This is a genomic window from Pseudomonas oryziphila (assembly GCF_003940825.1).
GTDB lineage: Bacteria > Pseudomonadota > Gammaproteobacteria > Pseudomonadales > Pseudomonadaceae > Aquipseudomonas > Aquipseudomonas sichuanensis.
This window is the reverse complement of sequence record NZ_CP034338.1, coordinates 1,037,750-1,059,315: the sequence shown is the minus strand read 5'-3', so window position 1 is coordinate 1,059,315 and position 21,566 is coordinate 1,037,750. Positions and strand designations below refer to the sequence as shown.

At 62.4% G+C, this 21,566-nt stretch carries 23 protein-coding genes and 1 other RNA gene; 7 read left to right on the top strand and 17 right to left on the bottom strand.

Annotated features, from left to right (window positions below):
* Positions 1 to 5 precede the first annotated feature (5 nt).
* The 9 genes from mraY to rsmI form a co-directional block, all read right to left on the bottom strand.
* The gene (gene mraY / locus EJA05_RS05055) at positions 6 to 1,088 is read right to left on the bottom strand and encodes a phospho-N-acetylmuramoyl-pentapeptide-transferase (RefSeq protein ID WP_125857534.1); all 1,083 of its coding nucleotides are present in this window, start codon (positions 1,086 to 1,088) and stop codon (positions 6 to 8) included.
* On the bottom strand, positions 1,088 to 2,455 hold the full coding sequence (locus tag EJA05_RS05050) for a UDP-N-acetylmuramoyl-tripeptide--D-alanyl-D-alanine ligase (protein ID WP_125857533.1): 1,368 nt from the start codon (positions 2,453 to 2,455) through the stop codon (positions 1,088 to 1,090). The genes mraY and EJA05_RS05050 overlap by 1 nt, the downstream gene beginning before the upstream one ends.
* Positions 2,448 to 3,938, bottom strand: a complete 1,491-nt coding sequence (locus EJA05_RS05045) for a UDP-N-acetylmuramoyl-L-alanyl-D-glutamate--2,6-diaminopimelate ligase (protein WP_374046904.1) — start codon at positions 3,936 to 3,938, stop codon at positions 2,448 to 2,450. Before EJA05_RS05045 ends, EJA05_RS05050 begins: the two co-directional genes overlap by 8 nt.
* Positions 3,935 to 5,668 (bottom strand): peptidoglycan D,D-transpeptidase FtsI family protein, encoded by a 1,734-nt coding sequence (locus tag EJA05_RS05040; protein ID WP_189654556.1) that lies wholly within the window; start codon positions 5,666 to 5,668, stop codon positions 3,935 to 3,937. Before EJA05_RS05040 ends, EJA05_RS05045 begins: the two co-directional genes overlap by 4 nt.
* A complete protein-coding gene (gene ftsL, locus EJA05_RS05035; protein ID WP_070092339.1) occupies positions 5,668 to 5,961 on the bottom strand; it encodes a cell division protein FtsL in 294 nt (97 codons plus the stop codon). The genes EJA05_RS05040 and ftsL overlap by 1 nt, the downstream gene beginning before the upstream one ends.
* Positions 5,958 to 6,905, bottom strand: a complete 948-nt coding sequence (rsmH, locus tag EJA05_RS05030) for a 16S rRNA (cytosine(1402)-N(4))-methyltransferase RsmH (RefSeq protein ID WP_374046903.1) — start codon at positions 6,903 to 6,905, stop codon at positions 5,958 to 5,960. Before rsmH ends, ftsL begins: the two co-directional genes overlap by 4 nt.
* The gene (gene mraZ / locus EJA05_RS05025) at positions 6,902 to 7,357 is read right to left on the bottom strand and encodes a division/cell wall cluster transcriptional repressor MraZ (protein ID WP_021784148.1); all 456 of its coding nucleotides are present in this window, start codon (positions 7,355 to 7,357) and stop codon (positions 6,902 to 6,904) included. The genes rsmH and mraZ overlap by 4 nt, the downstream gene beginning before the upstream one ends.
* Before the next feature lie 308 nt (positions 7,358 to 7,665).
* Positions 7,666 to 8,025: RNase P RNA component class A (gene rnpB, locus EJA05_RS05020), an RNA gene on the bottom strand.
* A gap of 67 nt (positions 8,026 to 8,092) precedes the next feature.
* Complete coding sequence (gene rsmI / locus EJA05_RS05015) at positions 8,093 to 8,935, bottom strand: 16S rRNA (cytidine(1402)-2'-O)-methyltransferase (RefSeq protein ID WP_189654555.1); 843 nt, start codon at positions 8,933 to 8,935, stop codon at positions 8,093 to 8,095.
* Between the two features lie 221 nt (positions 8,936 to 9,156).
* Here rsmI and EJA05_RS05010 point away from each other — a divergent pair, with 221 nt between their 5' ends.
* The 5 genes from EJA05_RS05010 (at position 9,157) to EJA05_RS04990 (ending at position 12,877) form a co-directional block, all read left to right on the top strand.
* On the top strand, positions 9,157 to 10,974 hold the full coding sequence (locus tag EJA05_RS05010) for a penicillin-binding protein activator (protein ID WP_125462716.1): 1,818 nt from the start codon (positions 9,157 to 9,159) through the stop codon (positions 10,972 to 10,974).
* On the top strand, positions 10,974 to 11,345 hold the full coding sequence (locus EJA05_RS05005) for a YraN family protein (protein ID WP_110991627.1): 372 nt from the start codon (positions 10,974 to 10,976) through the stop codon (positions 11,343 to 11,345). The genes EJA05_RS05010 and EJA05_RS05005 overlap by 1 nt, the downstream gene beginning before the upstream one ends.
* Before the next feature lie 86 nt (positions 11,346 to 11,431).
* Complete coding sequence (locus tag EJA05_RS05000; RefSeq protein WP_125857532.1) at positions 11,432 to 12,025, top strand: phosphoheptose isomerase; 594 nt, start codon at positions 11,432 to 11,434, stop codon at positions 12,023 to 12,025.
* The gene (locus EJA05_RS04995) at positions 12,022 to 12,600 is read left to right on the top strand and encodes a BON domain-containing protein (protein WP_125462715.1); all 579 of its coding nucleotides are present in this window, start codon (positions 12,022 to 12,024) and stop codon (positions 12,598 to 12,600) included. The genes EJA05_RS05000 and EJA05_RS04995 overlap by 4 nt, the downstream gene beginning before the upstream one ends.
* A 58-nt stretch (positions 12,601 to 12,658) precedes the next feature.
* Entirely contained in the window at positions 12,659 to 12,877 is a 219-nt protein-coding gene (locus tag EJA05_RS04990) for a YgdI/YgdR family lipoprotein (protein ID WP_110991629.1), read from the top strand.
* A 51-nt stretch (positions 12,878 to 12,928) separates the two neighbouring features.
* On the opposite strand, the gene EJA05_RS04985 is transcribed toward EJA05_RS04990, so the two are convergent.
* The 7 genes from EJA05_RS04985 to rplM all read right to left on the bottom strand — a co-directional run bounded on the left by EJA05_RS04985 (position 12,929) and on the right by rplM (position 17,794).
* Positions 12,929 to 13,360, bottom strand: coding sequence for a ClpXP protease specificity-enhancing factor (locus tag EJA05_RS04985; protein ID WP_125857531.1), 432 nt, complete (start codon positions 13,358 to 13,360; stop codon positions 12,929 to 12,931).
* A 12-nt stretch (positions 13,361 to 13,372) separates the two neighbouring features.
* Positions 13,373 to 13,996 (bottom strand): glutathione S-transferase N-terminal domain-containing protein, encoded by a 624-nt coding sequence (locus EJA05_RS04980; protein WP_110991631.1) that lies wholly within the window; start codon positions 13,994 to 13,996, stop codon positions 13,373 to 13,375.
* 117 nt (positions 13,997 to 14,113) lie between these two features.
* Complete coding sequence (locus tag EJA05_RS04975) at positions 14,114 to 14,893, bottom strand: cytochrome c1 (RefSeq protein WP_125857530.1); 780 nt, start codon at positions 14,891 to 14,893, stop codon at positions 14,114 to 14,116.
* Positions 14,893 to 16,104, bottom strand: a complete 1,212-nt coding sequence (locus EJA05_RS04970) for a cytochrome b (protein ID WP_110991633.1) — start codon at positions 16,102 to 16,104, stop codon at positions 14,893 to 14,895. The genes EJA05_RS04975 and EJA05_RS04970 overlap by 1 nt, the downstream gene beginning before the upstream one ends.
* Entirely contained in the window at positions 16,104 to 16,697 is a 594-nt protein-coding gene (gene petA, locus EJA05_RS04965; RefSeq protein ID WP_125462712.1) for a ubiquinol-cytochrome c reductase iron-sulfur subunit, read from the bottom strand. The genes EJA05_RS04970 and petA overlap by 1 nt, the downstream gene beginning before the upstream one ends.
* A 261-nt stretch (positions 16,698 to 16,958) precedes the next feature.
* Entirely contained in the window at positions 16,959 to 17,351 is a 393-nt protein-coding gene (rpsI, locus tag EJA05_RS04960) for a 30S ribosomal protein S9 (RefSeq protein ID WP_003260797.1), read from the bottom strand.
* 14 nt (positions 17,352 to 17,365) lie between these two features.
* Entirely contained in the window at positions 17,366 to 17,794 is a 429-nt protein-coding gene (gene rplM / locus EJA05_RS04955) for a 50S ribosomal protein L13 (protein ID WP_008097538.1), read from the bottom strand.
* 257 nt (positions 17,795 to 18,051) lie between these two features.
* Here rplM and EJA05_RS04950 point away from each other — a divergent pair, with 257 nt between their 5' ends.
* Both EJA05_RS04950 and EJA05_RS04945 read left to right on the top strand, forming a co-directional pair.
* Positions 18,052 to 19,092, top strand: coding sequence for an NADP(H)-dependent aldo-keto reductase (locus EJA05_RS04950; RefSeq protein ID WP_125857529.1), 1,041 nt, complete (start codon positions 18,052 to 18,054; stop codon positions 19,090 to 19,092).
* 262 nt (positions 19,093 to 19,354) lie between these two features.
* Complete coding sequence (locus EJA05_RS04945; RefSeq protein ID WP_178125866.1) at positions 19,355 to 20,251, top strand: GlxA family transcriptional regulator; 897 nt, start codon at positions 19,355 to 19,357, stop codon at positions 20,249 to 20,251.
* Positions 20,252 to 20,379: 128 nt separating this feature from the next.
* On the opposite strand, the gene zapE is transcribed toward EJA05_RS04945, so the two are convergent.
* Entirely contained in the window at positions 20,380 to 21,474 is a 1,095-nt protein-coding gene (gene zapE, locus EJA05_RS04940; RefSeq protein WP_110991637.1) for a cell division protein ZapE, read from the bottom strand.
* Positions 21,475 to 21,566 lie beyond the last annotated feature (92 nt).

Genomic DNA, 21,566 nt, shown 5'->3' with positions numbered 1-21,566 from the left:
CTCGTTTACCTCAGTTTCAGGGTGGCAAGGCCGATCAGCACCAGAATCACGGTGATGATCCAGAAACGGACGATCACCCGTGGCTCGGGCCAGCCCTTGAGTTCAAAGTGGTGATGGATCGGCGCCATGCGGAACACGCGCTTGCCGGTCAACTTGAAGGAAGCGACCTGGATCACCACCGACAGGGTTTCCATCACGAACACACCGCCCATGATGAACAGCACGATTTCCTGGCGGACGATCACGGCGATGGTGCCCAGTGCGGCGCCCAGCGCCAGTGCACCGACGTCGCCCATGAACACCTGGGCCGGGTAGGTGTTGAACCACAGGAAGCCCAGGCCGGCACCGATCAGCGCGCCGCAGAACACGATCAGCTCGCCGGAACCCGGTACGTAAGGGATCAACAGGTATTCGGCGAACTTCACGTTGCCCGACAGGTAGCAGAAGATGCCCAGGGCGCCGCCGACCATCACCGTCGGCATGATCGCCAGGCCATCGAGGCCGTCGGTCAGGTTGACCGCGTTGCTCGAACCGACGATGACGAAGTAGGTGAGCACGATGAAGCCGACACCCAGCGGAATGGTGAGGTCCTTGAGCATCGGGATGATCAGCGTGGTCTCGACGCTGGTCGGCGCGGTCTTGTAGAGGAAGATCGCCGCAGCCAGGCCGAACACCGACTGCCAGAAATACTTCCAGCGGCTAGGCAGGCCGCGCGAATTCTTCTCGATCACCTTGCGGTAGTCGTCGACCCAACCGATGGCGCCGAACGCCAGGGTGACGATCAGTACCACCCAGACGTAGCGGTTGGTCAGGTCGGCCCACAGCAGGGTGCTGATGGCGATGGCGGAAAGAATCAGCGCGCCGCCCATGGTCGGGGTGCCGGACTTGGACAGGTGCGATTGCGGGCCGTCGTTACGCACGGCCTGACCGATCTGGCGGATCTGCAGGGTACGGATCATCCACGGGCCCAGGCACAGGGCCAGGGTCAGCGCGGTCAGTACACCCAGGATCCCGCGCAGCGAGAGGTACTGGAAGACCGCGAAGCCCTTGTAGAACTGTTGCAGATACTCAGCCAACAGCAGCAGCATTAATGTTTCTCCCCGCCGGTTTCGCACAGTGCAGCCACGACGTTTTCCATCGCAGCGCTGCGCGAGCCCTTGATCAAGATAGTGGTGTCGCTGGCGGTCTCGACGCGGACGGCATCGATCAGCTCAGCTTGTGTAGCGAAATGGCGGCCATTGGCGCCGAAAGCCTCTACCGCATGGGCCATGTTGGCACCCACCGCGTAGAGCGCATCGACCTTGCCGCGGGCGTAGTCACCTACCTGGCGATGGCCTTCCTCGGCCCATTGCCCCAGTTCGCCGATATCCCCGAGCACCAGAACGGTGCGCCCGGAAAAGCCGGCGAGTATATCAATGGCCGCACACATCGAGGTGGGATTTGCGTTGTAGCTGTCGTCGATCACCCGCACACCGTTCGGCGCGATCTGCGCCACGGTGCGGCCCTTGACCGGTTGCACGGCCTCGAGGCCAGCTTTGATACCGCTCAGGCTCAGACCAACGGCATGGGCGGCGGCGGCGGCGGCCAGGGCATTGCTGACGTTATGAGTGCCGAGCAGGTTCAATTGCACCGGCACGTTGCCATCAGGCCCATGCAGGGTGAACGACGGGCAGCCACGGGCATCGCGACCGATGCCGCTGGCATAGAAGTCGGCCTGCAGGTTGTCCAGGGCGAAGCTCAGGATGCGATGAGCACCGGCACGCTTGCGCCAGATTTCGAAGGCTTTGTCGGCCAGGTTGAGAATGGCGGTACCGCCCTCGCCCAGGCCTTCGAGGATCTCGCCCTTGGCCTCGACGATTTTCTCCGGGCCGCCGAACTCGCCCACATGGGCAGTGCCGGCGTTGTTGATGATCACCACCTGCGGCTGGGTGAGGCCAACGGTGTAGCGGATCTCGCCGATGCGCGAAGCGCCCAGTTCGATCACCGCGGCGCTGTGCTCGGGGGCGATCTCCAGCAGCGTCAGCGGCGCGCCGAGGTCGTTGTTCAGGTTGCCGCGGGTGGCATGGACCAGGCCCTGGGTACGCAGGATCGCGGCCAGCATTTCCTTGACGGTGGTCTTGCCACTGGAGCCGGTAATGGCGACCACGGGCTTGTCGTAGCCGGCACGGTTCAGTGCACCGAGCTGGCCGAGGGCCACACGGCAGTCGGCGACCAGCAACTGCGGCAGGTCGACGTCGGCGATTTCCCGCTCGACCAGGGCCGCGACCGCACCTTTGGCCTTCACGTCAGCCAGGTAGTCGTGACCATCGAAACGCGGCCCGGTGAGGGCGACGAACAGTTGACCGGCACCCACGCTGCGACTGTCGATGCTGACGCCGGTGAAGCTGGCGTCGCTGCCGACCACTCGCGCACTCAGTGCTGTGGTCAGCTGGCTGAGGGTCATGGGCTTAAGCATGCGGAGCCTCCCAGGCGGCCAGGGCCTTCTCGGCCTCGACCAGGTCGGAGAAGTCATGGCGTTCGCCATTGATCTCCTGGTAATCCTCGTGTCCCTTGCCGGCCAGGACGATCACGTCGTTGGCGCTGGCGCTGGCGATCAGGTGGGCGATGGCCTTGCCACGGCCGGCGACGAACTCGACGCTGGCGGGCTTGGCGAAACCGGGGCGAATATCGTCGAAGATCCGCTGCGGATCTTCAGTGCGCGGGTTGTCGTCGGTAACCAGCACGCGGTCGGCCAGGCGCTCGGCCACTTCGGCCATCAGCGGGCGCTTGCCGCGATCGCGGTCGCCGCCACAGCCGAACAGGCACAGCAACTGGCCGTGGGCATGCGGGCGCAAGGCTTCGAGAACTTTATCCAGCGCATCTGGCGTGTGCGCGTAATCGACCACCACCAATGGTTTGTCGCCGCCACCCAGGCGCTGCATGCGGCCCACCGGGCCCTGCAGTTGCGGGGTGACCTTGAGGATCTCGTCCAGCGAATAATCCAGCGCCAGCAGCGCTGCCACGGCGGCGAGCATGTTGCTCAGGTTGAAGCGACCCAGCAGCTGACTGCGCAGGGTGCGCTCGCCCTGGGCGGTGACCAGAGTGGCGCGCACGCCATCGTCATTGAAGCTGGCTTCGCGACAGAACAGCGAGGCGTCCGGGTTTTCCAGGCTATAGCTGAGCAGCCGGGTCTCGCTGTGATCGCTGCTGGGGCGACGGGCAAAATCATCGGCCAGGCGGCGGCCAAACGCATCGTCCAGGTTGACCACCTGGCAACGCAGGCTCGGCCAGGCGAACAGCTTGGCCTTGGCGGCCTCGTAGGCCTCCATGCTGCCGTGGTAGTCGAGGTGGTCGCGAGACAGGTTGGTCATCACCGCGATGTCGAACTCGAGCGCAGCGACGCGCCCCTGCTCCAGGGCATGGGAGGACACTTCCATGGCCACGGCCTTGGCGCCGCCCTTCTTCAGGTCGTTGAGCGTCGCCTGCACGGCAATCGGATCCGGAGTGGTCAAGCGGCCACTCTGCAGCTCGCCATAGAAGCCGGTGCCCAGGGTGCCGATCAGGCCACAACGCTGACCGAGGGCATCGAGGGCCTGGGCCAGCAGCTGGGTGACACTGGTCTTGCCATTGGTACCAGTGACGCCCACCAGGTTCAGCTGGCGGCTCGGCTCGCCATAGAAGCGCCCGGCAATCTGCGACAGCTGGCCGATCAAACCCTTGACCGGGATCAGCGGCGCGTCGGTGATCGGCAGTACGCTGGCACCTTGCTCTTCGTAGGCCACCGCGGCGGCGCCACGGGCCAGGGCATCGGCGATATGGTCACGGCCATCGACCTTGGCGCCGGGCACGGCGAGGAACAGGTCGCCCGGGCGTACGGCGCGGCTGTCCAGGGTCAGTTCCCGAATCAACGGGTCGCGGCTGGCGTTGGCGAATAGCTTGCTCAATGGCATCGTCATCATCCACGCCCTCCCTTGGCGGGTACTGCACTGACTTGCTGTTGTTCGGTGGGCGGCGGCAGGTTGTCTGGCGGCACGTTCATCAGGCGCAGGGTGCCGGACATGACCTTGCTGAATACCGGCGCCGATACCAGGCCACCGAAGTAGCCGCCTTTGCTCGGCTCGTCGATGACCACGACGATGGCGTAGCGCGGGTCGCTCATCGGGCCGAAGCCGGCGAACAGCGAACGGTAGGCGTTTTCGGTGTAGCCCTTGGAACCGACCGTGGCTTTACGGGCGGTACCCGACTTGCCGCCCACGTGATAGAACGGCACCTGCGCACGGAACACCCCGCGCGGCGCCTCGATCACCTGCTGCAGCATGGCCTGCACGGTTTCGGCGGTTTCCTTGGGGATCGCCTGCACGGCTTCCGGCGCCTTGTCGACCTTGAGGATCGACAGCGGCACCATCTTGCCGTCGTTGGCCAAGGCCGCGTAGGCATGCACCAGTTGCAGCGCGGTCACCGACACACCGTAGCCATACGACAGGGTCGCGGTCTCGGCCTTGCGCCACTCGCGGTGGTTGGGCAGGTTGCCGACGCGCTCACCCGGGAAGCCCAGGCCGGTGTACTGACCAAGACCCACCTGGGACATCACCCGGTAGATGGCCTCGCCGCCGATATCGAAGGCGATCTTGCTCATGCCCACGTTACTGGAGTTGATCAGGATGCCGGTGAGGTCGAGGATCGGGCCTTCGCTCTTGGACACGTCCTTGATGGTGTAGCGGCCGATCTGCAGGCTGCCCGGATACACCTCGACCTTGTCGGTGGGTTTCCAGCGGCCGCTCTGCAGCGCAGCGCTCATCGAGATCGGCTTGACCGTCGAGCCCGGCTCGAACACGTCGATGATCGCCCGGTTGCGCATGGCAGCAGGGAACATGCTGCGGCGGTTGTTCGGGTTGTAGGTGGGCTGATTGACCATGGCCAGTACTTCACCGGTCTTGACGTCCATGATCACCAGACTGCCAGCCTTGGCTTCCTGCTCGGCGATGGCATTACGCAATTCACGGGTGGCCAGGTATTGCAGGCGCAGGTCAATCGACAACGCCAAGGTCTTCCCGGCCTTGGCGTTCTTGGTTACCTGGATGTCCTTGATCAGCCGGCCGCGCCGATCCTTGATCACCTGCCGTTTGCCAGGCACCCCGGCGAGCCATTCGTCGTAAGCCAGCTCCACCCCTTCACGACCGTGGTCGTCAAGGTCGGTGAAGCCGACCATATGGGCGGTGACGTCGCCCGCCGGGTAGAAGCGGCGGAACTCTTCAAGCCCGTAGACGCCGGGCACTTTCAGGTCGAGCACATGCTGCCCCTGCTCCGGGGTCAGGCCACGAACCAGGTAGATGAACTCCTTGCTGGCCTGCTGGGTGAGGCGCTCGGTCAATTGCTGGGGGTTCTGCCCAAGGGCTGCGGCCAGTTGCGGCCAACGGTCCTTGGCAACCTGCATTTCCTTGGGGTTGGCCCACAAGGTGGTGACCGGCGTACTGACCGCCAGGGGTTCGCCGTTACGGTCGGTGATCAGGCCACGGTGCGCCGGGATAGGAATATGGCGCAGGCTGCGGGCATCGCCCTGGCCTTTGAGGAAGTCGCGGTCGACCACCTGCAGGTCGATGATGCGCCAGCAGATGGCACCGGCCATCAACGCCAACAGGCCGATGACCACACGGAAGCGCCAGGGGTAGAGTGCACCTTCGAGCTTCATCATGGCGCCACCATCCGCACTTCGTCAGCGGCCGGCACACGCATCTTCAGCTGCTCGCTGGCGAGGTTCTCGATACGGCTGTGGGCGGTCCAGGTGCTCTGCTCCAGAATCAGACGCCCCCACTCGGCCTGAGCCTTGTCCCGCTCGTTCAACTCGCCGTACAGGGTGTTGAGCAGTTGGCGGTTCCAGTGGGCGCTGTAAGACACGGCAATGGCCGAAACGAGCACGCCCACGAACAGCAGAAGCATCAGGAAGCTTCCGCCTGGCAAAGGTTTGGCAAATAGCCGGCTCACCGAAGCTTCTCCGCCACCCGCATCACGGCGCTGCGCGACCGCGGGTTGGCCTTGAGCTCTTCGGCAGAGGCGAACTGCGCCTTGCCGATGAGCTTGATCTTCGGTTCAAAGACCTTGTGCTGCACCGGCAGGTTACGCGGCAGATTGTCGGCCTCGCCCTTGACCAGCTTGCGCATGAACAGCTTGACGATGCGGTCTTCCAGCGAATGGAAGCTGATCACCACCAGGCGACCACCGATCTCCAGGGACTCCAGGGCGGCCTCAAGGCCAGCCTCCAGGTCGCCCAGCTCATTGTTGACGTGGATACGCAAACCCTGGAACGCACGGGTGGCCGGGTTCTTGCCCTTTTCCCAGGCAGGGTTGGCGACCTTGAGCACCTCGGCCAGATCACCGGTTCGGGTGAAAGGCTGCTTTTCGCGACGCTCGACCACCGCACGGGCCATGCGGCCGGCGAAACGCTCCTCACCGTATTCCTTGAATACCCGGGCGATCTCTTCCACCGGCGCGGTGGCGATGAATTCGGCGGCGCTCACACCCTTGTCAGGGTTCATGCGCATGTCCAGCGGGCCGTCGTTGAGGAAACTGAAGCCACGCTCGGGATCGTCCAGCTGCGGCGAGGACACGCCCAGGTCGAGCAATACGCCACTGACCTTGCCGTCCAGGGCACGCGCGCGCACCTCGTCGCCCAGCTCGGCAAAGCTGCGCTGCACAATGACAAAGCGGCCGTCTTCGGCCGCCAGCGCTTGCCCGGTGGCAATCGCTTGAGGATCCTTGTCGAACCCCAGCAACTGGCCCTGCGGCCCAAGCTTGCTGAGGATCAGGCGGCTGTGCCCGCCACGCCCGAAGGTGCCGTCCAGATAGCGACCGTCGGCGCGCAGGGCCAATGCCTCGACAGCTTCGTCGAGCAGGACGGTGATGTGGTTGAAGCCGCTATCTATGGTCACAGGATCAGGTCACGCAGTTCATCGGGCATGGCGCCCGGTTGTTGAATAGCTGCAAGGTCGGCTGCCGAAACCACGTTCCAGGCATCCTCATCCCACAACTGGAATTTGTTCAGTTGCCCCACCAGCATCGCCTTCTTGTCGAGCTTGGCGTATTCACGTAAACGGGGCGGTACCAGGAAACGCCCACTGCCATCGAGCTCCAGGTCAACCGCGTTACCGATCAGCAAACGCTGCAGGCGGCGGTTTTCCTCACGCAACGACGGCAAGGCGCGCAACTTGGCTTCAATCTGTTCCCACTCATCGAGGGGGTAAACACACAGGCAGGGATCCACCGCGTCGATGGTCACGATCAATTGACCATTGCAACGCGAATCGAGCTCGTCACGGTACCGGCTCGGCATGGCGAGACGGCCCTTGGCATCGAGGCTGACGGCGTTGGCTCCGCGGAACACGGCTGCGATTCCCCACAATGTTAGCTTTTTTGTGCCAGAAAACCCACTTCATCCCACTTTCTGCCACTTGCGCACACTATAGGAATCCGCCCGCCACACCGTCAAGGCGCGTTCATAAGGAAAACCCTTATAGGACGTGGATTTAGCGCAACAAAGGGAAGGGAAAGGATTACTCACGAAGAAAAATGACGGGAAAAATCAAGCGAACTCAGACGGATAGAGCTCGGAGTTAAAGTGATTTATTAAGAGTAAGATCTTTTTGGTATTACCAGAGGCATCTGCTATCGAAACAAGCAGAGGAAGGAGGGGTGGAGAGTCGATCTGTAAGCCGGGTTTTGTCGAGGACAGTCATTCCTCTACGACGGCCATCACTGGACGCCTCTAGCAACCTACCCGGTTCCGACGCGGGCCACGCCGTATGGAACCCTATTTGGTCTTGCTCCGAGTGGGGTTTACCTAGCCACGAACTGTTGCCAGCCGTGCGGTGCGCTCTTACCGCACCTTTTCACCCTTACCGGCACCGAAGTGCTTAGGCGGTTATTTTCTGTGGCACTTTCCGTAGGCTCGCGCCTCCCAGGCGTTACCTGGCACTCTGCCCTGCGGAGCCCGGACTTTCCTCCCCCGCCTTTTGCGGAACAAAAGACGGCAGCGACTGTCCGATCGACTCTCCGCAGACAAGGTTACCGGCAGCGGCGCTCAAGAACAAGCGAGACGACAAATAATATCAGTTTGATATCAGTCGCGTTGCTGTTTTTCCAGCGCCAGTTGATAGAGCAGATTCTTGCGCACCCCGGTAATTTCCGCCGCCAACGCCGCCGCACGTTTGAGCGGCAATTCCGCCAGCAGCAGATCGAGCACCCGCTGCGCTTCGACACTGATCGCCTGCTCATCTTCGGGCGCGACCCAACCGGCCACCAGCACTACACACTCGCCGCGCTGCTGATTGCTGTCGCCCTGTACGAATGCACGCAGCTCGGCCAGCGGCAGGCCCTTGAGCGTTTCGAACGTCTTGGTGATCTCGCGCGCGAGCAATGCCGGGCGCTCACCACCGAACACCGCCTCCATGTCTTGCAGGCATTCCAGGATGCGATGGGGCGCCTCATAGAAGATCAGGGTGCGCGGCTCTTCCCTGACCTGTTCCAGTCGCGCGCGCCGCCCTGCCGTCTTGGCCGGCAGGAAGCCTTCGAAAATGAAGCGATCGGACGGCAGACCTGCAGCGGACAATGCAGCGATCAAGGCGCAGGCTCCCGGCACCGGCACCACCTGCACACCCGCAGCACGGGCCTGGCGCACCAGGTGATAGCCCGGATCGGAGATCAGCGGCGTACCGGCATCGGACACCAGCGCCACGTCGTCACCCGCCAGCAGCCGAGTGATGAAGCGCCCACCCTCATCACGCTCGTTGTGCTCATGACAGGCCGCCAGCGGCGTATCAATGCCGAAATGCTGGAGCAGACGCACCGAATGGCGAGTGTCTTCCGCAGCGATGAGGCTCACGTTCGCGAGCACCTTCAGTGCCCGCGCACTCATGTCGTCAAGGTTGCCGATGGGCGTGGCAACCACATACAGCGTTCCCATCGTGGATTTCGAAGCCCCTGCAACATCAGTCACTGCGCACACCTGCATACCGGATCAAAGCCGCCATTGTAGCCCGAGCACCGGCAACAGAGCGCAAAGAACTTCGCCTCCCTCACGCTCGCAGCCACCTATAGTGAAGGATCATCATCGGCGATGATCGCGCCACGCCCATTGCTTGGGTACAATCGCCGGCCAACTTGATCGAGTAACAGGACCTTTACATGATCGCTTGTCTGCGGCTGTTCACAGCCCTCTGCCTCGCTGCCCTGCTGGCAGCCTGCGCCAGCTCGCCCTCATCCAGCCTGGGCGAACTGCCACGCACCCCGGATGCCAGCATCGAACAGCTGCTCGAGAAGGCAGCCACCAGCAAGTCCGCCGAGGATGCAGCCCTGCTGCGACTGAGCGCCGCCGACCTGGCCTACAAGCAGAAAGACTACCCACGCTCGGCGCGCATCCTCGAGCAGGTCCCGCTGGACTCGCTCAAGCCGGCCCAGCAGGTCTTCGCCAGCACGCTGACGGCGGAGCTGGCCATGACCCGCAACCAGCCCAAGGCAGCCCTGGCAGCACTTGCCCACCCAAGCCTGCAGCGCGTCGGCGAACTACCGGAACAACAGCAAGCGCGCACCTACAGCGTTCACGCCGCCGCCCTCGAGGCCGACGGCCAGGCCCTGGCCGCCGCCCAACAGCGGGTGCTGCTGACGCCACTGCTCAGCGGCCAGGCGGCAAGCGCCAACAACGACGCCATCTGGGCCCTGGTCGCCTCGCTGCCAGCCGAACAACTGCAACAACCGGCCAACAACGAAACACTGGCCGGCTGGACCAGCCTGGCCCTCGCCGTGAAGCGCGCAGGCACCCTGGAGCAACAACAGGCCGCGATCGACACCTGGAAAGGCCAACACCCTGACCACCCGGCCGCCAAGCAACTGCCGGTCGCCCTGGTCAAGCTCAAGGAACTGGCTAGCCAGCCACTGACCAAGATCGCCCTGCTGCTGCCCCAGGAAGGGCCACTGGCAGGTGTCGCCCGTGCCCTGCGCGACGGCTTCATGGCCGCACACTTCCAGGCCCAGCAAGGCGGCCAGCCGGCCCCTGCCGTGCAGGTGTTCGACAGCTCGCGCATCACCTCGCTCGATGACTTCTACCGCCAGGCCCAGGCCGCCGGCGTGCAACTGGTGGTCGGCCCGCTGGAAAAACCGCTGGTGAAAAAACTCGCGGCCTACCCGCAGCTGCCCATCACCACCCTGGCCCTGAACTACGCCGACGCCGGCCAATCAGCCCCGCCTCAACTGTTCCAGTTCGGCCTTGCGGCCGAGGACGAAGCCCGCGAAGTCGCTCGCCGCGCCCGTGCCGACGGCAAGGTTCGTGCGGTCGCGCTGGTACCGCGCGGCGAATGGGGCGACCGCGTGCTCGCAGCCTTCCGCAAGGACTGGGAAAGCAATGGCGGTACCCTGCTGGCCGCCGAGCGCATCGCCCAGCCAGTCGCCCTCGCTCAACAGATCGCCGACCTGTTCCAGCTGCGCCAGAGCGAAGGCCGCGCCAAGAGCCTGCAAAGCACGGTCGGCAGCGACATCGCCGCCCAGCCGTCGCGCCGCCAGGACATCGATTTCATCTTCCTGGCCGCCACCCCGCAACAGGCCCAGCAGATCAAGCCGACGCTGAACTTCCAGTACGCCGGTGACGTGCCGGTGTACGCCACGTCCAACCTGTACAGCGCCAGCGGCGACATCAACCAGTACAACGACATGAACGGCATCCGCTTCTGCGAAACGCCGTGGCTGCTCGACACCACCAATAGCCTGCGCCAGCAGGTGGTGCAGCAGTGGCCGCAAGCGGCTGGCAGCCTCGGCCGCCTCTACGCCATGGGCGTCGACGCCTACAGCCTGGCGCCACGCCTGAGCCAGCTCAAGGCACTGCCGGACAACCGCGTCGAAGGTCTGTCTGGCAGCCTGAGCATGAACCCGGCTCAGCGTATCGAACGTCAGCTGCCATGGGCCGAGTTCTCCGGCGGCCAGGTCAAACGCCTGCCGGACACGCCGCGCTGATGCCCGGCGCATCGCCCAGCCACGCAGGCCAGGCTGCCGAAGACCAGGCCCTCGACTACCTCCGAGGGCAAGGTCTGCAGCTGCTGACGCGCAACTGGCGATGCAAGGGCGGCGAGCTCGATCTGGTCATGCTCGATGCCGATACAGTAGTATTCGTCGAAGTCCGCTACCGGCTACACGCGGACTTCGGCGGCGCGCTCGGCAGTATCGACGGGCGCAAGCAGAAGCGACTGGCGCTGGCCGCCAACTTATTCCTGCACGATGAACCCCGCTGGGCCGCTCAACCCTGCCGCTTCGACGTTGTCGCCCTGCAGGGCCAAGGCCATGCCGGGCAACCGCTTCTTTGGCTGAAAAACGCCTTCGAGTGCTGAACCTGTACCGAATTTTTCGCTCTATGTTTCGCGGGCGGATCCCTGGCGCGCGCCGCGCCGGCCACCGCCCCATTTAAGGTCACCAGATGGACATGCAATCCCGAATTCGCCGGCTGTTCCAGGCCAGCATCGACACCAAGCAACAGGCAATGGACATCCTGGCACCTCACATCGAGCAGGCCAGCCTGGTCATGGTCAACGCCCTGCTCAGCGACGGCAAGATGCTCGCCTGCGGCAACGGCGGTTCGGCCGGCGACGCCCAGCATTTCTCGTCCGAATTGCTCAACCGCTTCGAACGCGAGCGCCCGAGCCTGCCGGCCATTGCCCTGACCACCGACAGCTCGACACTCACCTCGATTGCCAACGACTACAGCTACAACGAGATCTTCTCCAAGCAGATTCGCGCCCTGGGCCAGCCCGGCGACGTTTTGCTGGCGATCTCCACCAGCGGCAACTCGGCCAACGTGATCCAGGCGATCCAGGCCGCACATGACCGCGAAATGATTGTCGTAGCCTTGACCGGTCGCGACGGCGGCGGCATGGCCTCGCTGCTGCTGCCCGAGGACGTGGAGATCCGCGTACCTTCGACCGTCACCGCACGCATCCAGGAAGTCCACCTGCTGGCGATCCACTGTCTGTGCGACCTGATCGACAGCCAACTGTTCGGGAGTGAAGAATGATCCCCAAGCACCTCGGCCTGATGGCCCTCACCCTGTGCCTGAGCGTCACAGGCTGCAGCTCGGTACTGACCTCGGCGCGCAACTCGCCCATCGAGGATGACCGCGGCACTCGCACCATCGGCAGCAAGATCGACGACTCACTGATCGAGACCAAGGTTGCGGTCAATATCGCCAAGGCCAACCCAGACCTGGACCAGGGCTCGCACATCGTCGTCAGCAGCTACAACGGCGTTGTCCTGTTGGCCGGCCAGACGCCGCGCGCAGACCTCAAGTCGCTGGCCGAGCAGACCGCCAGCCAGGTCCAGCGGGTCAAGAAGGTCCACAACGAGCTGCAGGTTATCCAGCCGTCCTCGATCCTGGCGCGCAATAACGACGCCTGGCTCACCACCAAGATCAAGACCCAGATGCTGACGGACGCCAGCGTCCCCGGCTCGCGCATCAAGGTAATCACCGAGAACGGTATCGTTTACCTGCTCGGCCTGGTCACCCAGCAAGAGGCCAACGCTGCCACCAACGTGGTACAGGGCGTCTCGGGCGTGCAGAAGATCGTCAAACTGTTCGAATACATCGACTGACCCCCCGCGAGGGCGAAACCCGCCCCTCGCCTTTCAACCCAGATCCAGGAAGTACCCCATGAAGAAGTACCTGCTGCCCGCCCTGCTGATTGGCACCTTCGCCACCCTGGCCGGCTGCTCTTCGCCGAGCGTGATCACCCTCAACGACGGCCGCGAACTGCAGACCCTCGACACCCCGCACTTCGATCGCGACTCCGGCTTCTATGAGTTCAAACAACTCGACGGCAAGCAGAACCGCGTCAACAAGGACCAGGTGCAGAGCATCAAGGACCTGTAAGCGCAAGCGTCAGGCACAAAAAAGGCGATCCACGAAGGATCGCCTTTTTTGTTACTTGACCACCTTGAGGCTGGGTCGGCCGCTGGGGCGTGGAGGCTGGCTCCCCCCTTCCGGCGGGCCATCGTCATCCGGCTCGACACCCTCATCGTGCAGGTCGTCTTCATCATCGAGCGGCGGATCCAGCTCAAAGACCATGCCCTGGCCGTTCTCACGGGCATAAATACCCAGGATCGCGCCGGCCGGCACAAAGAGCGAGTGGGACACACCACCGAAGCGCCCCTCGAAGCTCACCGCGTCGTTGTCCATGTGCAGGTTACGCACGGCGCTGGGCGAGATATTCAGGACGATCTGGCCATCGCTGGCAAAACCCTGAGGCACCTGGACCGCCGGATACTCGGCATTGACCAGCATATGGGGCGTGCAATCGTTGTCGACGATCCACTCGTACAGCGCACGAACCAGATAGGGGCGACTGGAGTTCATCAACGGTTCCTCTTAAACCTTGCGCATTTCACGTTCGGCAGCAGACAGGCTCGCCTGGAAAGGCTCGCGGGCGAACTGTCGCTCCATGTAATCCAGCAGCGGCTTGGCCTGCCGTGGCAATTCAATACCCATCACCGGCAAGCGCCAGAGCATGGGCAATAGACAACAGTCGACGAGGCTTTGCTCCTCGCTCATGAAACAGGGCATCTCGCCAAACAGCGGCGCTACGCCGGTCAGGCTCTCACGCAGCTCCTTGCGCGCCTGGGTGCGTGCCGCCTCGCTGCTGCGCGGGTCGAGCACGGTATCGGCCAGGGCGCACCAGTCGCGCTGGATACGGTGCATCAGCAATCGACTGTTGCCACGCGCCACCGGGTAAACCGGCATCAGTGGCGGATGAGGATAACGCTCGTCGAGATACTCCATCACCACGGTCGACTCATACAGCGCCAGGTCACGATCGACCAGCGTCGGCAGGCTGCCATAAGGATTCACTTCGACCAGCTTGGGCGGCAGGCGTTTGGCGTCGACGTCGATGATCTGCACGGCGATGCCTTTCTCGGCGAGCACCAGGCGTACCCGATGAGAGTAATGATCAGCGGGGTCGGAATAGCAGGCTAACCTGTTGGTTGCGCCCATGTAGCGCCTCCTCGCACGGGATGCTTGTAAAACTGTAAATGAAAACGCGCCCGGGGCGCCCTGGCATTTCTGCCAGGGCGCCCCGGGCGCGTTCAACAACCAGAAACTACTGCGTGATCAGTGCACGTCCTTCCAGTATTCGCGCTTGAGCAAGTAGGCGAACACGAAGAAGAAAGCCAGGTACAGCAACACGTAGGTACCGATGCGCTGGCTTTCCAGTTTGACCGGGTTGGCCGAATAGGCCAGGAAGGTCACCAGGTTCTTGACCTTCTCGTCGAACTGCTCGGGCGTCAGGGTACCGGATTTCTCCTCGACGGTCAGCTGGTCGCACGCTTCATGGGTCAGCGGGCTGCCGGTCAGCGGGTCGAACTGCTTCTTGCCGTCGACCACGGTCTGCACCTGCTTGCAACCGATCACCTGATTACCCTGCAAGCCGACCAGCACGTTGGGCATCCCCACATTGGGGAAGACCTTGTTGTTCACCCGATAAGGCCGCGCAGGGTCCTCGTAGAAGCTGCGCAGGTAGGTGTACAGCCAGTCATTGCCACGTACCCGGGCAACCAGGGTGAGGTCGGGAGGCGCCGCGCCGAACCAGGTCTTGGCATCGTTTGGCTGCATGCCGATCTTCATGTGATCACCGATCTTGGCACCGGTGAACACCAGGTTCTCGAGCATCAGCTCGTGCGGAATCCCCAGGTCGTCGGCCACCCGCTCATAACGCTGGAACTTGGCGCTGTGGCAGCCCATGCAATAGTTGGCGAAGGTCCGCGCACCGTCCTGCAGTGCGGCTTTGTCAGTGAGGTCGACATCGACCTTGTCCAGTTCCAGGCTGTGCTCGGCGGCAAACGAAAGGCCAGGCATCAGTGCCAGCAAACATACTGCAATCAACTTTTTCATCAGCCAGTCACCCTTTCCGGAACCGGTTTGGTCTTCTCGAGCCTTGTGTAGAACGGCATCAGCAGGAAGTAGGCGAAGTACAGCACCGTACACACCTGCGACAGCAAGGTACGCCCCGGGGTCGGTGCCAGCACGCCCAGCACACCGAGGATGACGAAGGCCACGCAGAACACCAGCAGCCAGACCTTGCTCAGCCAACCCTTGTAGCGCATGGAGCGCACCGGGCTGCGGTCAAGCCAGGGCAACACGAACAGCACAGCGATCGCGGCGCCCATGGCGATCACCCCGAACAGCTTGTCGGGTACCGCACGCAAGATCGCGTAGAACGGCGTGAAGTACCACACCGGGGCGATATGCTCAGGGGTCTTGAAGGCGTTTGCCTGCTCGAAGTTCGGTTTTTCCAGGAAGTACCCGCCCATTTCCGGGAAGAAGAACACCACAGCGCAGAACACGAAGAGGAACACCACCACGCCGACGATATCCTTGACGGTGTAGTACGGGTGGAAGGGAATGCCGTCCAGCGGGATACCGTTCTCGTCCTTTTTCTTCTTGATGTCCACACCATCGGGGTTGTTCGAACCCACTTCGTGCAGCGCCAGGATGTGCAGCACGACCAGGCCGAGAATCACGATCGGCAAGGCCACAACGTGCAGGGCGAAGAAGCGGTTCAGGGTGATACCCGAGATCAGGTAGTCGCCGCGGATCCACTGGGTGAGGTCACCACCGATCACCGGAATCGCGCCGAACAGCGAAATGATCACCTGGGCGCCCCAGTACGACATCTGCCCCCATGGCAGCAGGTAGCCCATGAAGGCCTCGGCCATCAGCGCCAGGTAGATCAGCATGCCGAACAGCCAGACCAGCTCGCGCGGCTTCTGGTAGGAGCCGTAGAGCAGGCCGCGGAACATGTGCAGGTAGACCACGATGAAGAACGCCGAGGCGCCGGTGGAGTGCAGGTAGCGCAGGATCCAGCCGTACTCGACGTCACGCATGATGTACTCGACCGAGGCGAAGGCCTCTTCCGCCGAGGGGGTGAAACTCATGGTCAGCCACACGCCGGTTACGATCTGGTTGACCAGCACCAGCAGCGCCAGCGAGCCGAAGAAGTACAGGAAGTTGAAGTTCTTGGGCGCGTAATACTTGCTCAGATGGTCTTCCCACATCTTCGTGGCGGGGAAGCGCGCATCGATCCACTCCATGAACTTGCTCATCATGCTTTCTCCTGATCGATGCCGATGACGACAAGGTCGTCAGACTCGTACGAGTGCGGTGGCACTGGCAGGTTCAGAGGCGCCGGCTGGGCTTTGTAGACACGACCGGCCAGGTCGTAGTGCGAACCGTGACAAGGGCAGAAATAGCCACCGACCCACTTCGGCCCAAGGTCGGCCGGAGCGACTTCGGGACGGAACGTCGGCGAGCACCCCAGATGGGTGCACAAGCCAACCAGAATGAGGATTTCGGGCTTGATCGAGCGATTCTGCGGATCAACGTAGGTGGGCTGCACCGACGCCTTGGATTCAGGATCGGAGAGCTCGGCGGTGAGCTTTTTCAGGTTGCCGAGGATTTCATCCGTTCGGCGCACGATGAAGACCGGCTGACCACGCCATTCAGCCACCATTTGCTGGCCTGGCTCGACCTTGGCGATATTGACCTTCACCGGTGCCCCTGCGGCTTTCGCCTTGGCACTGGGAAACCATGACCCCACGAACGGTACCGCAGCCCCCACTGCCCCCGCTGCCCCGACCACGGATGTCGCGGCTACGAGGAAGCGGCGCCGGCCTGCGTTGACGCCGTCATTGCTCATTCAGTCCTCTCCCATCAGCTTGCTTGGCCTGTTTGAACAGGCATCTACTTAGGTACGTCTGTGGCACTAAAAATTGGCCGTCATGGTAAGAAACAAATCCACACACTGACAAGGTGATTACCCGCTCGTCGGGCTACAACCCTCGCTTTGCTTGATCTGCGTCTATACGACAAGTGCCCACCGACTGCTGACAGGTTAGTTCAAGCCATAAAAAAAGCCCGGTTCCAAAGGAACCGGGCTTCTTCGACTGCCGAAGCGAAATTAACGCTTGGAGTACTGAGGACGCTTACGCGCTTTACGCAGACCCACTTTCTTACGCTCGACTTCACGAGCGTCGCGGGTGACGTAGCCAGCACGACGCAGAGCGCCACGCAGGGTTTCGTCGTATTCCATCAGGGCGCGGGTGATACCGTGGCGGATCGCACCGGCCTGACCGCTGACACCACCACCGGAAACGGTGACGTAGATGTCGAACTTCTCAACGGTCTCGGTCAGTTCCAGCGGCTGGCGAACAACCATGCGAGCGGTTTCGCGGCCGAAGAACACGTCCAGGGAACGGTTGTTGATGGAGATGTTACCGGTACCAGGACGCAGGAAAACGCGAGCGGTTGCGGTCTTGCGACGGCCAGTGCCGTAGTTTTGAGTCGCCGACATAATGAACTATCCCGTTAGATCTTCAGTTCTTGAGGCTGCTGAGCAGTGTGAGGGTGAGCAGCACCCGCGTACACTTTCAGCTTGCGGTACATGTCGCGACCCAGCGGGTTCTTCGGCAGCATGCCTTTGACCGCGGTTTCGATGACACGCTCAGGGGCCTTGGCGATCAACTTCTCGAAGTTGATTTCCTTGATACCGCCCGGGAAGCCGGAGTGGGAGTAGTACATCTTGTCGGAAGACTTGGCACCAGTCACACGAATCTGCTCGGCGTTGATGACGACGATGTAGTCGCCGGTGTCAACGTGAGGGGTGTATTCTGGCTTGTGCTTGCCACGCAGGCGGCTAGCGATTTCGGTAGCCAGACGACCCAGGGTCTGACCAGCGGCGTCGACTACGAACCACTCGCGCTTTACTGTTTCCGGTTTAGCAGTAAAAGTTTTCATTCTCTAAAGCCTCAGAGGCCGCCCAGCGAAAAATAGACGGCGAATCTTACTGGATAGTGCACGGCTTGCCAAGGGCAAACGCGCAGCCGAACGCTGACGCTTTTGGGGGCTCGGGTCGGGCACGCCAATGTTCGACAAAGGTTCTTCATTCGTGGTGGTGCATCACTTCCGCCACGCGAAGAGCTGCAGAATTATCCAGATTGCGCGAAAAATTTCAACCTGCTTTTATGGGCTTCTTTGCCTGGAGCGTCCTTTCGATGGAATACCGCAAGCTCGGTCGTACCGACCTCAACGTCAGCGCCCTTTGCCTGGGCACCATGACCTGGGGCGAGCAGAACACCCAGGATGACGCCTTCGCCCAGATCAAGCTGGCCAAGGCCGCCGGCATCAACTTCATCGACACCGCCGAGATGTACCCGGTGCCGCCGCGCCCGGAAACCTATGCCGCCACCGAACGCATCATCGGCAACTGGTTCGCCAAGCATGGCGACCGCGACGACTGGCTGCTGGCCAGCAAGGTCGCCGGCCCCGGCAATGGCATCAGCCACATCCGCGACGGCCAGCTCAAGCACAACCGCCAGCACATCGTTGCCGCACTCGATGCAAGCCTTGCGCGCCTGCAAACCGACCGCATCGACCTGTACCAGTTGCACTGGCCCGAACGCAGCACCAACTTCTTCGGCAAGCTGGGCTACCAGCACCTGCCCAACGACATGTTCACGCCCCTCGAAGAAACCCTCGAAGTGCTCGACGAACAGGTGAGCGCCGGCAAGATCCGCCATATCGGCCTGTCCAATGAAACCCCGTGGGGCACCATGAAGTTCCTGCAACTGGCCGAGGCCCGTGGCTGGCCGCGGGCGGTGTCGATCCAGAACCCCTACAACCTGCTCAACCGCAGCTTCGAAGTGGGCCTGGCGGAAGTGGCGATCCGCGAGCAGTGCGGCCTGCTGGCCTACTCACCGCTGGCCTTCGGCATGCTCTCGGGCAAGTACGAAAACGGCACCCGCCCGGAAAACGCCCGCCTGACCCTGTTCAGCCGCTTCGCCCGTTACTCCAATCCGCAGACCGTGGCGGCCTGCAGCCGCTATGTGCAGCTGGCCCGCGACCACGGCCTGGACCCGGCGCAGATGGCCCTGGCGTTCGTCACCCGGCAACCCTTCGTGACCAGCAATATCATCGGTGCGACCAACCTCGAGCAGTTGCAGAGCAACATTGATAGCCAGGGCCTGAATCTGAGCGATGAACTGCTGGCGGCAATCGAGGCAATCCATCAGGAGCAGCCGAATCCAGCGCCGTGAAAGCAGCTGCAAGCTTCAAGCTGCAAGCCACAAGAAAAAGCGCAGATCGCGTATTGATTGGCTTTTTCTTGTGGCTTGCAGCTTGAAGCTTGCAGCTCGCCCCAAAACATAAGACGATCCAGCCGGTGATTGACCACTCTACCCTATAAGAACAATGACAATGATGTTTACCCAACCCCCCGCGTCGCTGCGGCGCGTCAGCATCCTGGCCATTGATAAAGTGTTCGCTTCGACACTGATGCAGGCCAAGGACTTCTTCCATCTGGCCAGCCTGCGCTACAGCAAGCAACTGGGCCTCGGCCTGCAGCCGATGTTCGAGATCGCCCTGGTGAGCCCGGACGGCCTGCCCGTGGACAGTTTCAGCAATGTGCAGCTGCCGGTCGACAGCGGCCTGAACGATGCCGATGTGATCATCCTCCCGGCCTTCTGGGACGATTTCGACAACCTGCTGCAACGCTACCCTCAGGTCTTGCCCTGGCTACGCGCGCAGCACGCCCGCGGCGCAGTGCTGTGTGCCGAGGCCAGCGGCGTGTTCTGGCTGGCCGAATCCGGGCTGCTGGACGGCAAGGAGGCGACCACCTACTGGCGGTTCTTCGGCAGCTTCGAGGAGCGCTTCCCCAAGGTGCGGCTGAATCAGGACAAGCACCTGACCGACGCCGACAACCTCTACTGCGCCGGTGGCACCACCTCGGCCTGCGACCTGTATATCTACCTGATCGAGCGTTTCTGCGGCGCCAACGTGGCCCGTGCAGTGGCCCGCGACATCCTCTACGAAGTGCAGCGCAGCTACACGCCCGGGCGCATGGGCTTCGGTGGGCAGAAACTGCACCAGGACCTGATCATCCTGCAGATCCAGCACTGGCTCGAAGAGCACTTCGCCGACAAGTTCCGCTTCGAGGACGTGGCCCGCAACCACGGCATGAGCATCCGCAACTTCATGCGCCGCTTCCAGAGCGCCACCGGTGACAAGCCGCTGCACTACCTGCAGCGCCTGCGCATCGAGACGGCCAAGGGCTTGCTGTCGAGCTCGCGCAAGAGCATCAAGACCATCAGCTATGAGGTGGGGTACGACGACGCGAGCTTCTTCGCGCGGCTGTTCCGCCAGCACACCGAACTGTCGCCGAACCAGTATCGCCAGCAGTTCATGCAGGAGGCCTGAAGGCCTCCTGCAGCGGCAAGTTTCAAGCTGCAAGCTGCAAGAAAAAGCAAAAAAGCCAGAGCAGTATGCGATCTGCTCTGGCTTTTTCTTGTGGCTTGCAGCTTGCAGCTTGAAGCTTGCCGCTGCCTTCAGGGCTTGTGCGCCCGCGCCAGGAACTCGTGGGACTGCATCTCCAGCAAGCGGCTCAGGGTGCGCTGGAACTCGAAGCTCAGGCGCCCGCCGGTATACAGGTCCTTGAGCTCCACCTCAGCCGAGATGATCAGCTTCACGTTCCGGTCGTAGAACTCGTCGACCATGTTGATGAAGCGCCGGGCGATGTCATCGGTCGCCACCCCCATCTGCTCGACGTTGCTCAGCAGCACGGCATGGAAGATCTTGCCCAGTTCGATGTAGTCGTTCTGGCTGCGCGGGCCGTCGCACAGGGCGCGGAAGTCGAACCAGGCCACGTCGTCGCAGGTACGCAGGGCGGTGATCGGGCGGTTCTCGATCATCAGCACGTCGTTCTCGACCGCCTGGGTGCACTCCGGCGTCAACGCCTTGAAGCTCGCACGCAGGCTCTGGTGGGCGGCATCGTTGAGCGGGTAGTGGAACAGTTCGGCCTGCTCAAGGTGGCGCAGACGATAGTCCACACCACTGTCGACGTTCACCACATCGGTGTACTGCTTGATCATGGCGATGGCCGGCAGGAAGCGCGCACGCTGCAAGCCGTCCTTGTACAGGCCGTCCGGGACGATGTTGGAGGTGGCCACCAGCGACACGCCGTTCTTGAACAGCTCTTCCATCAGGGTGCCGAGGATCATCGCATCGGTGATGTCCGAGACGAAGAATTCGTCGAAGCAGATTACCCGGGCTTCATCGCTGAAACGCTTGGCGATGATGGTCAGCGGGTTCTTCTCGCCCTTGAGGGTTTTCATCTCCTCGTGCACACGCTTCATGAAGCGGTGGAAGTGCGTGCGCATCTTCTGCTTGAACGGCAGCGCCTCGTAGAAGGTGTCGACCAGGTAAGTCTTGCCTCGCCCTACCCCACCCCAGAAGTACAGGCCCTTGACCGGGGTCTGCTCCTTCTTGCCGAACAGCTTGCCGAACACGCCCGGCTTGTTGTTCTGCGCGTGTACCAGATCGTCGTACAGACGCTGCAGGTGACGCACCGCAGTTTCCTGTGCCGCGTCATGGAAGAAGTCGGGGCGTTTCAGATCGGCTTGATAGCGTTCTAAGGGAGTCATAATTCGTTAGCGAGGCAACAAAAAACGGGCCGTCACTGTAGCGACCGGCCCGCTTAATGGCAATGATACATGCGACCAATGCGCGCAGGAAT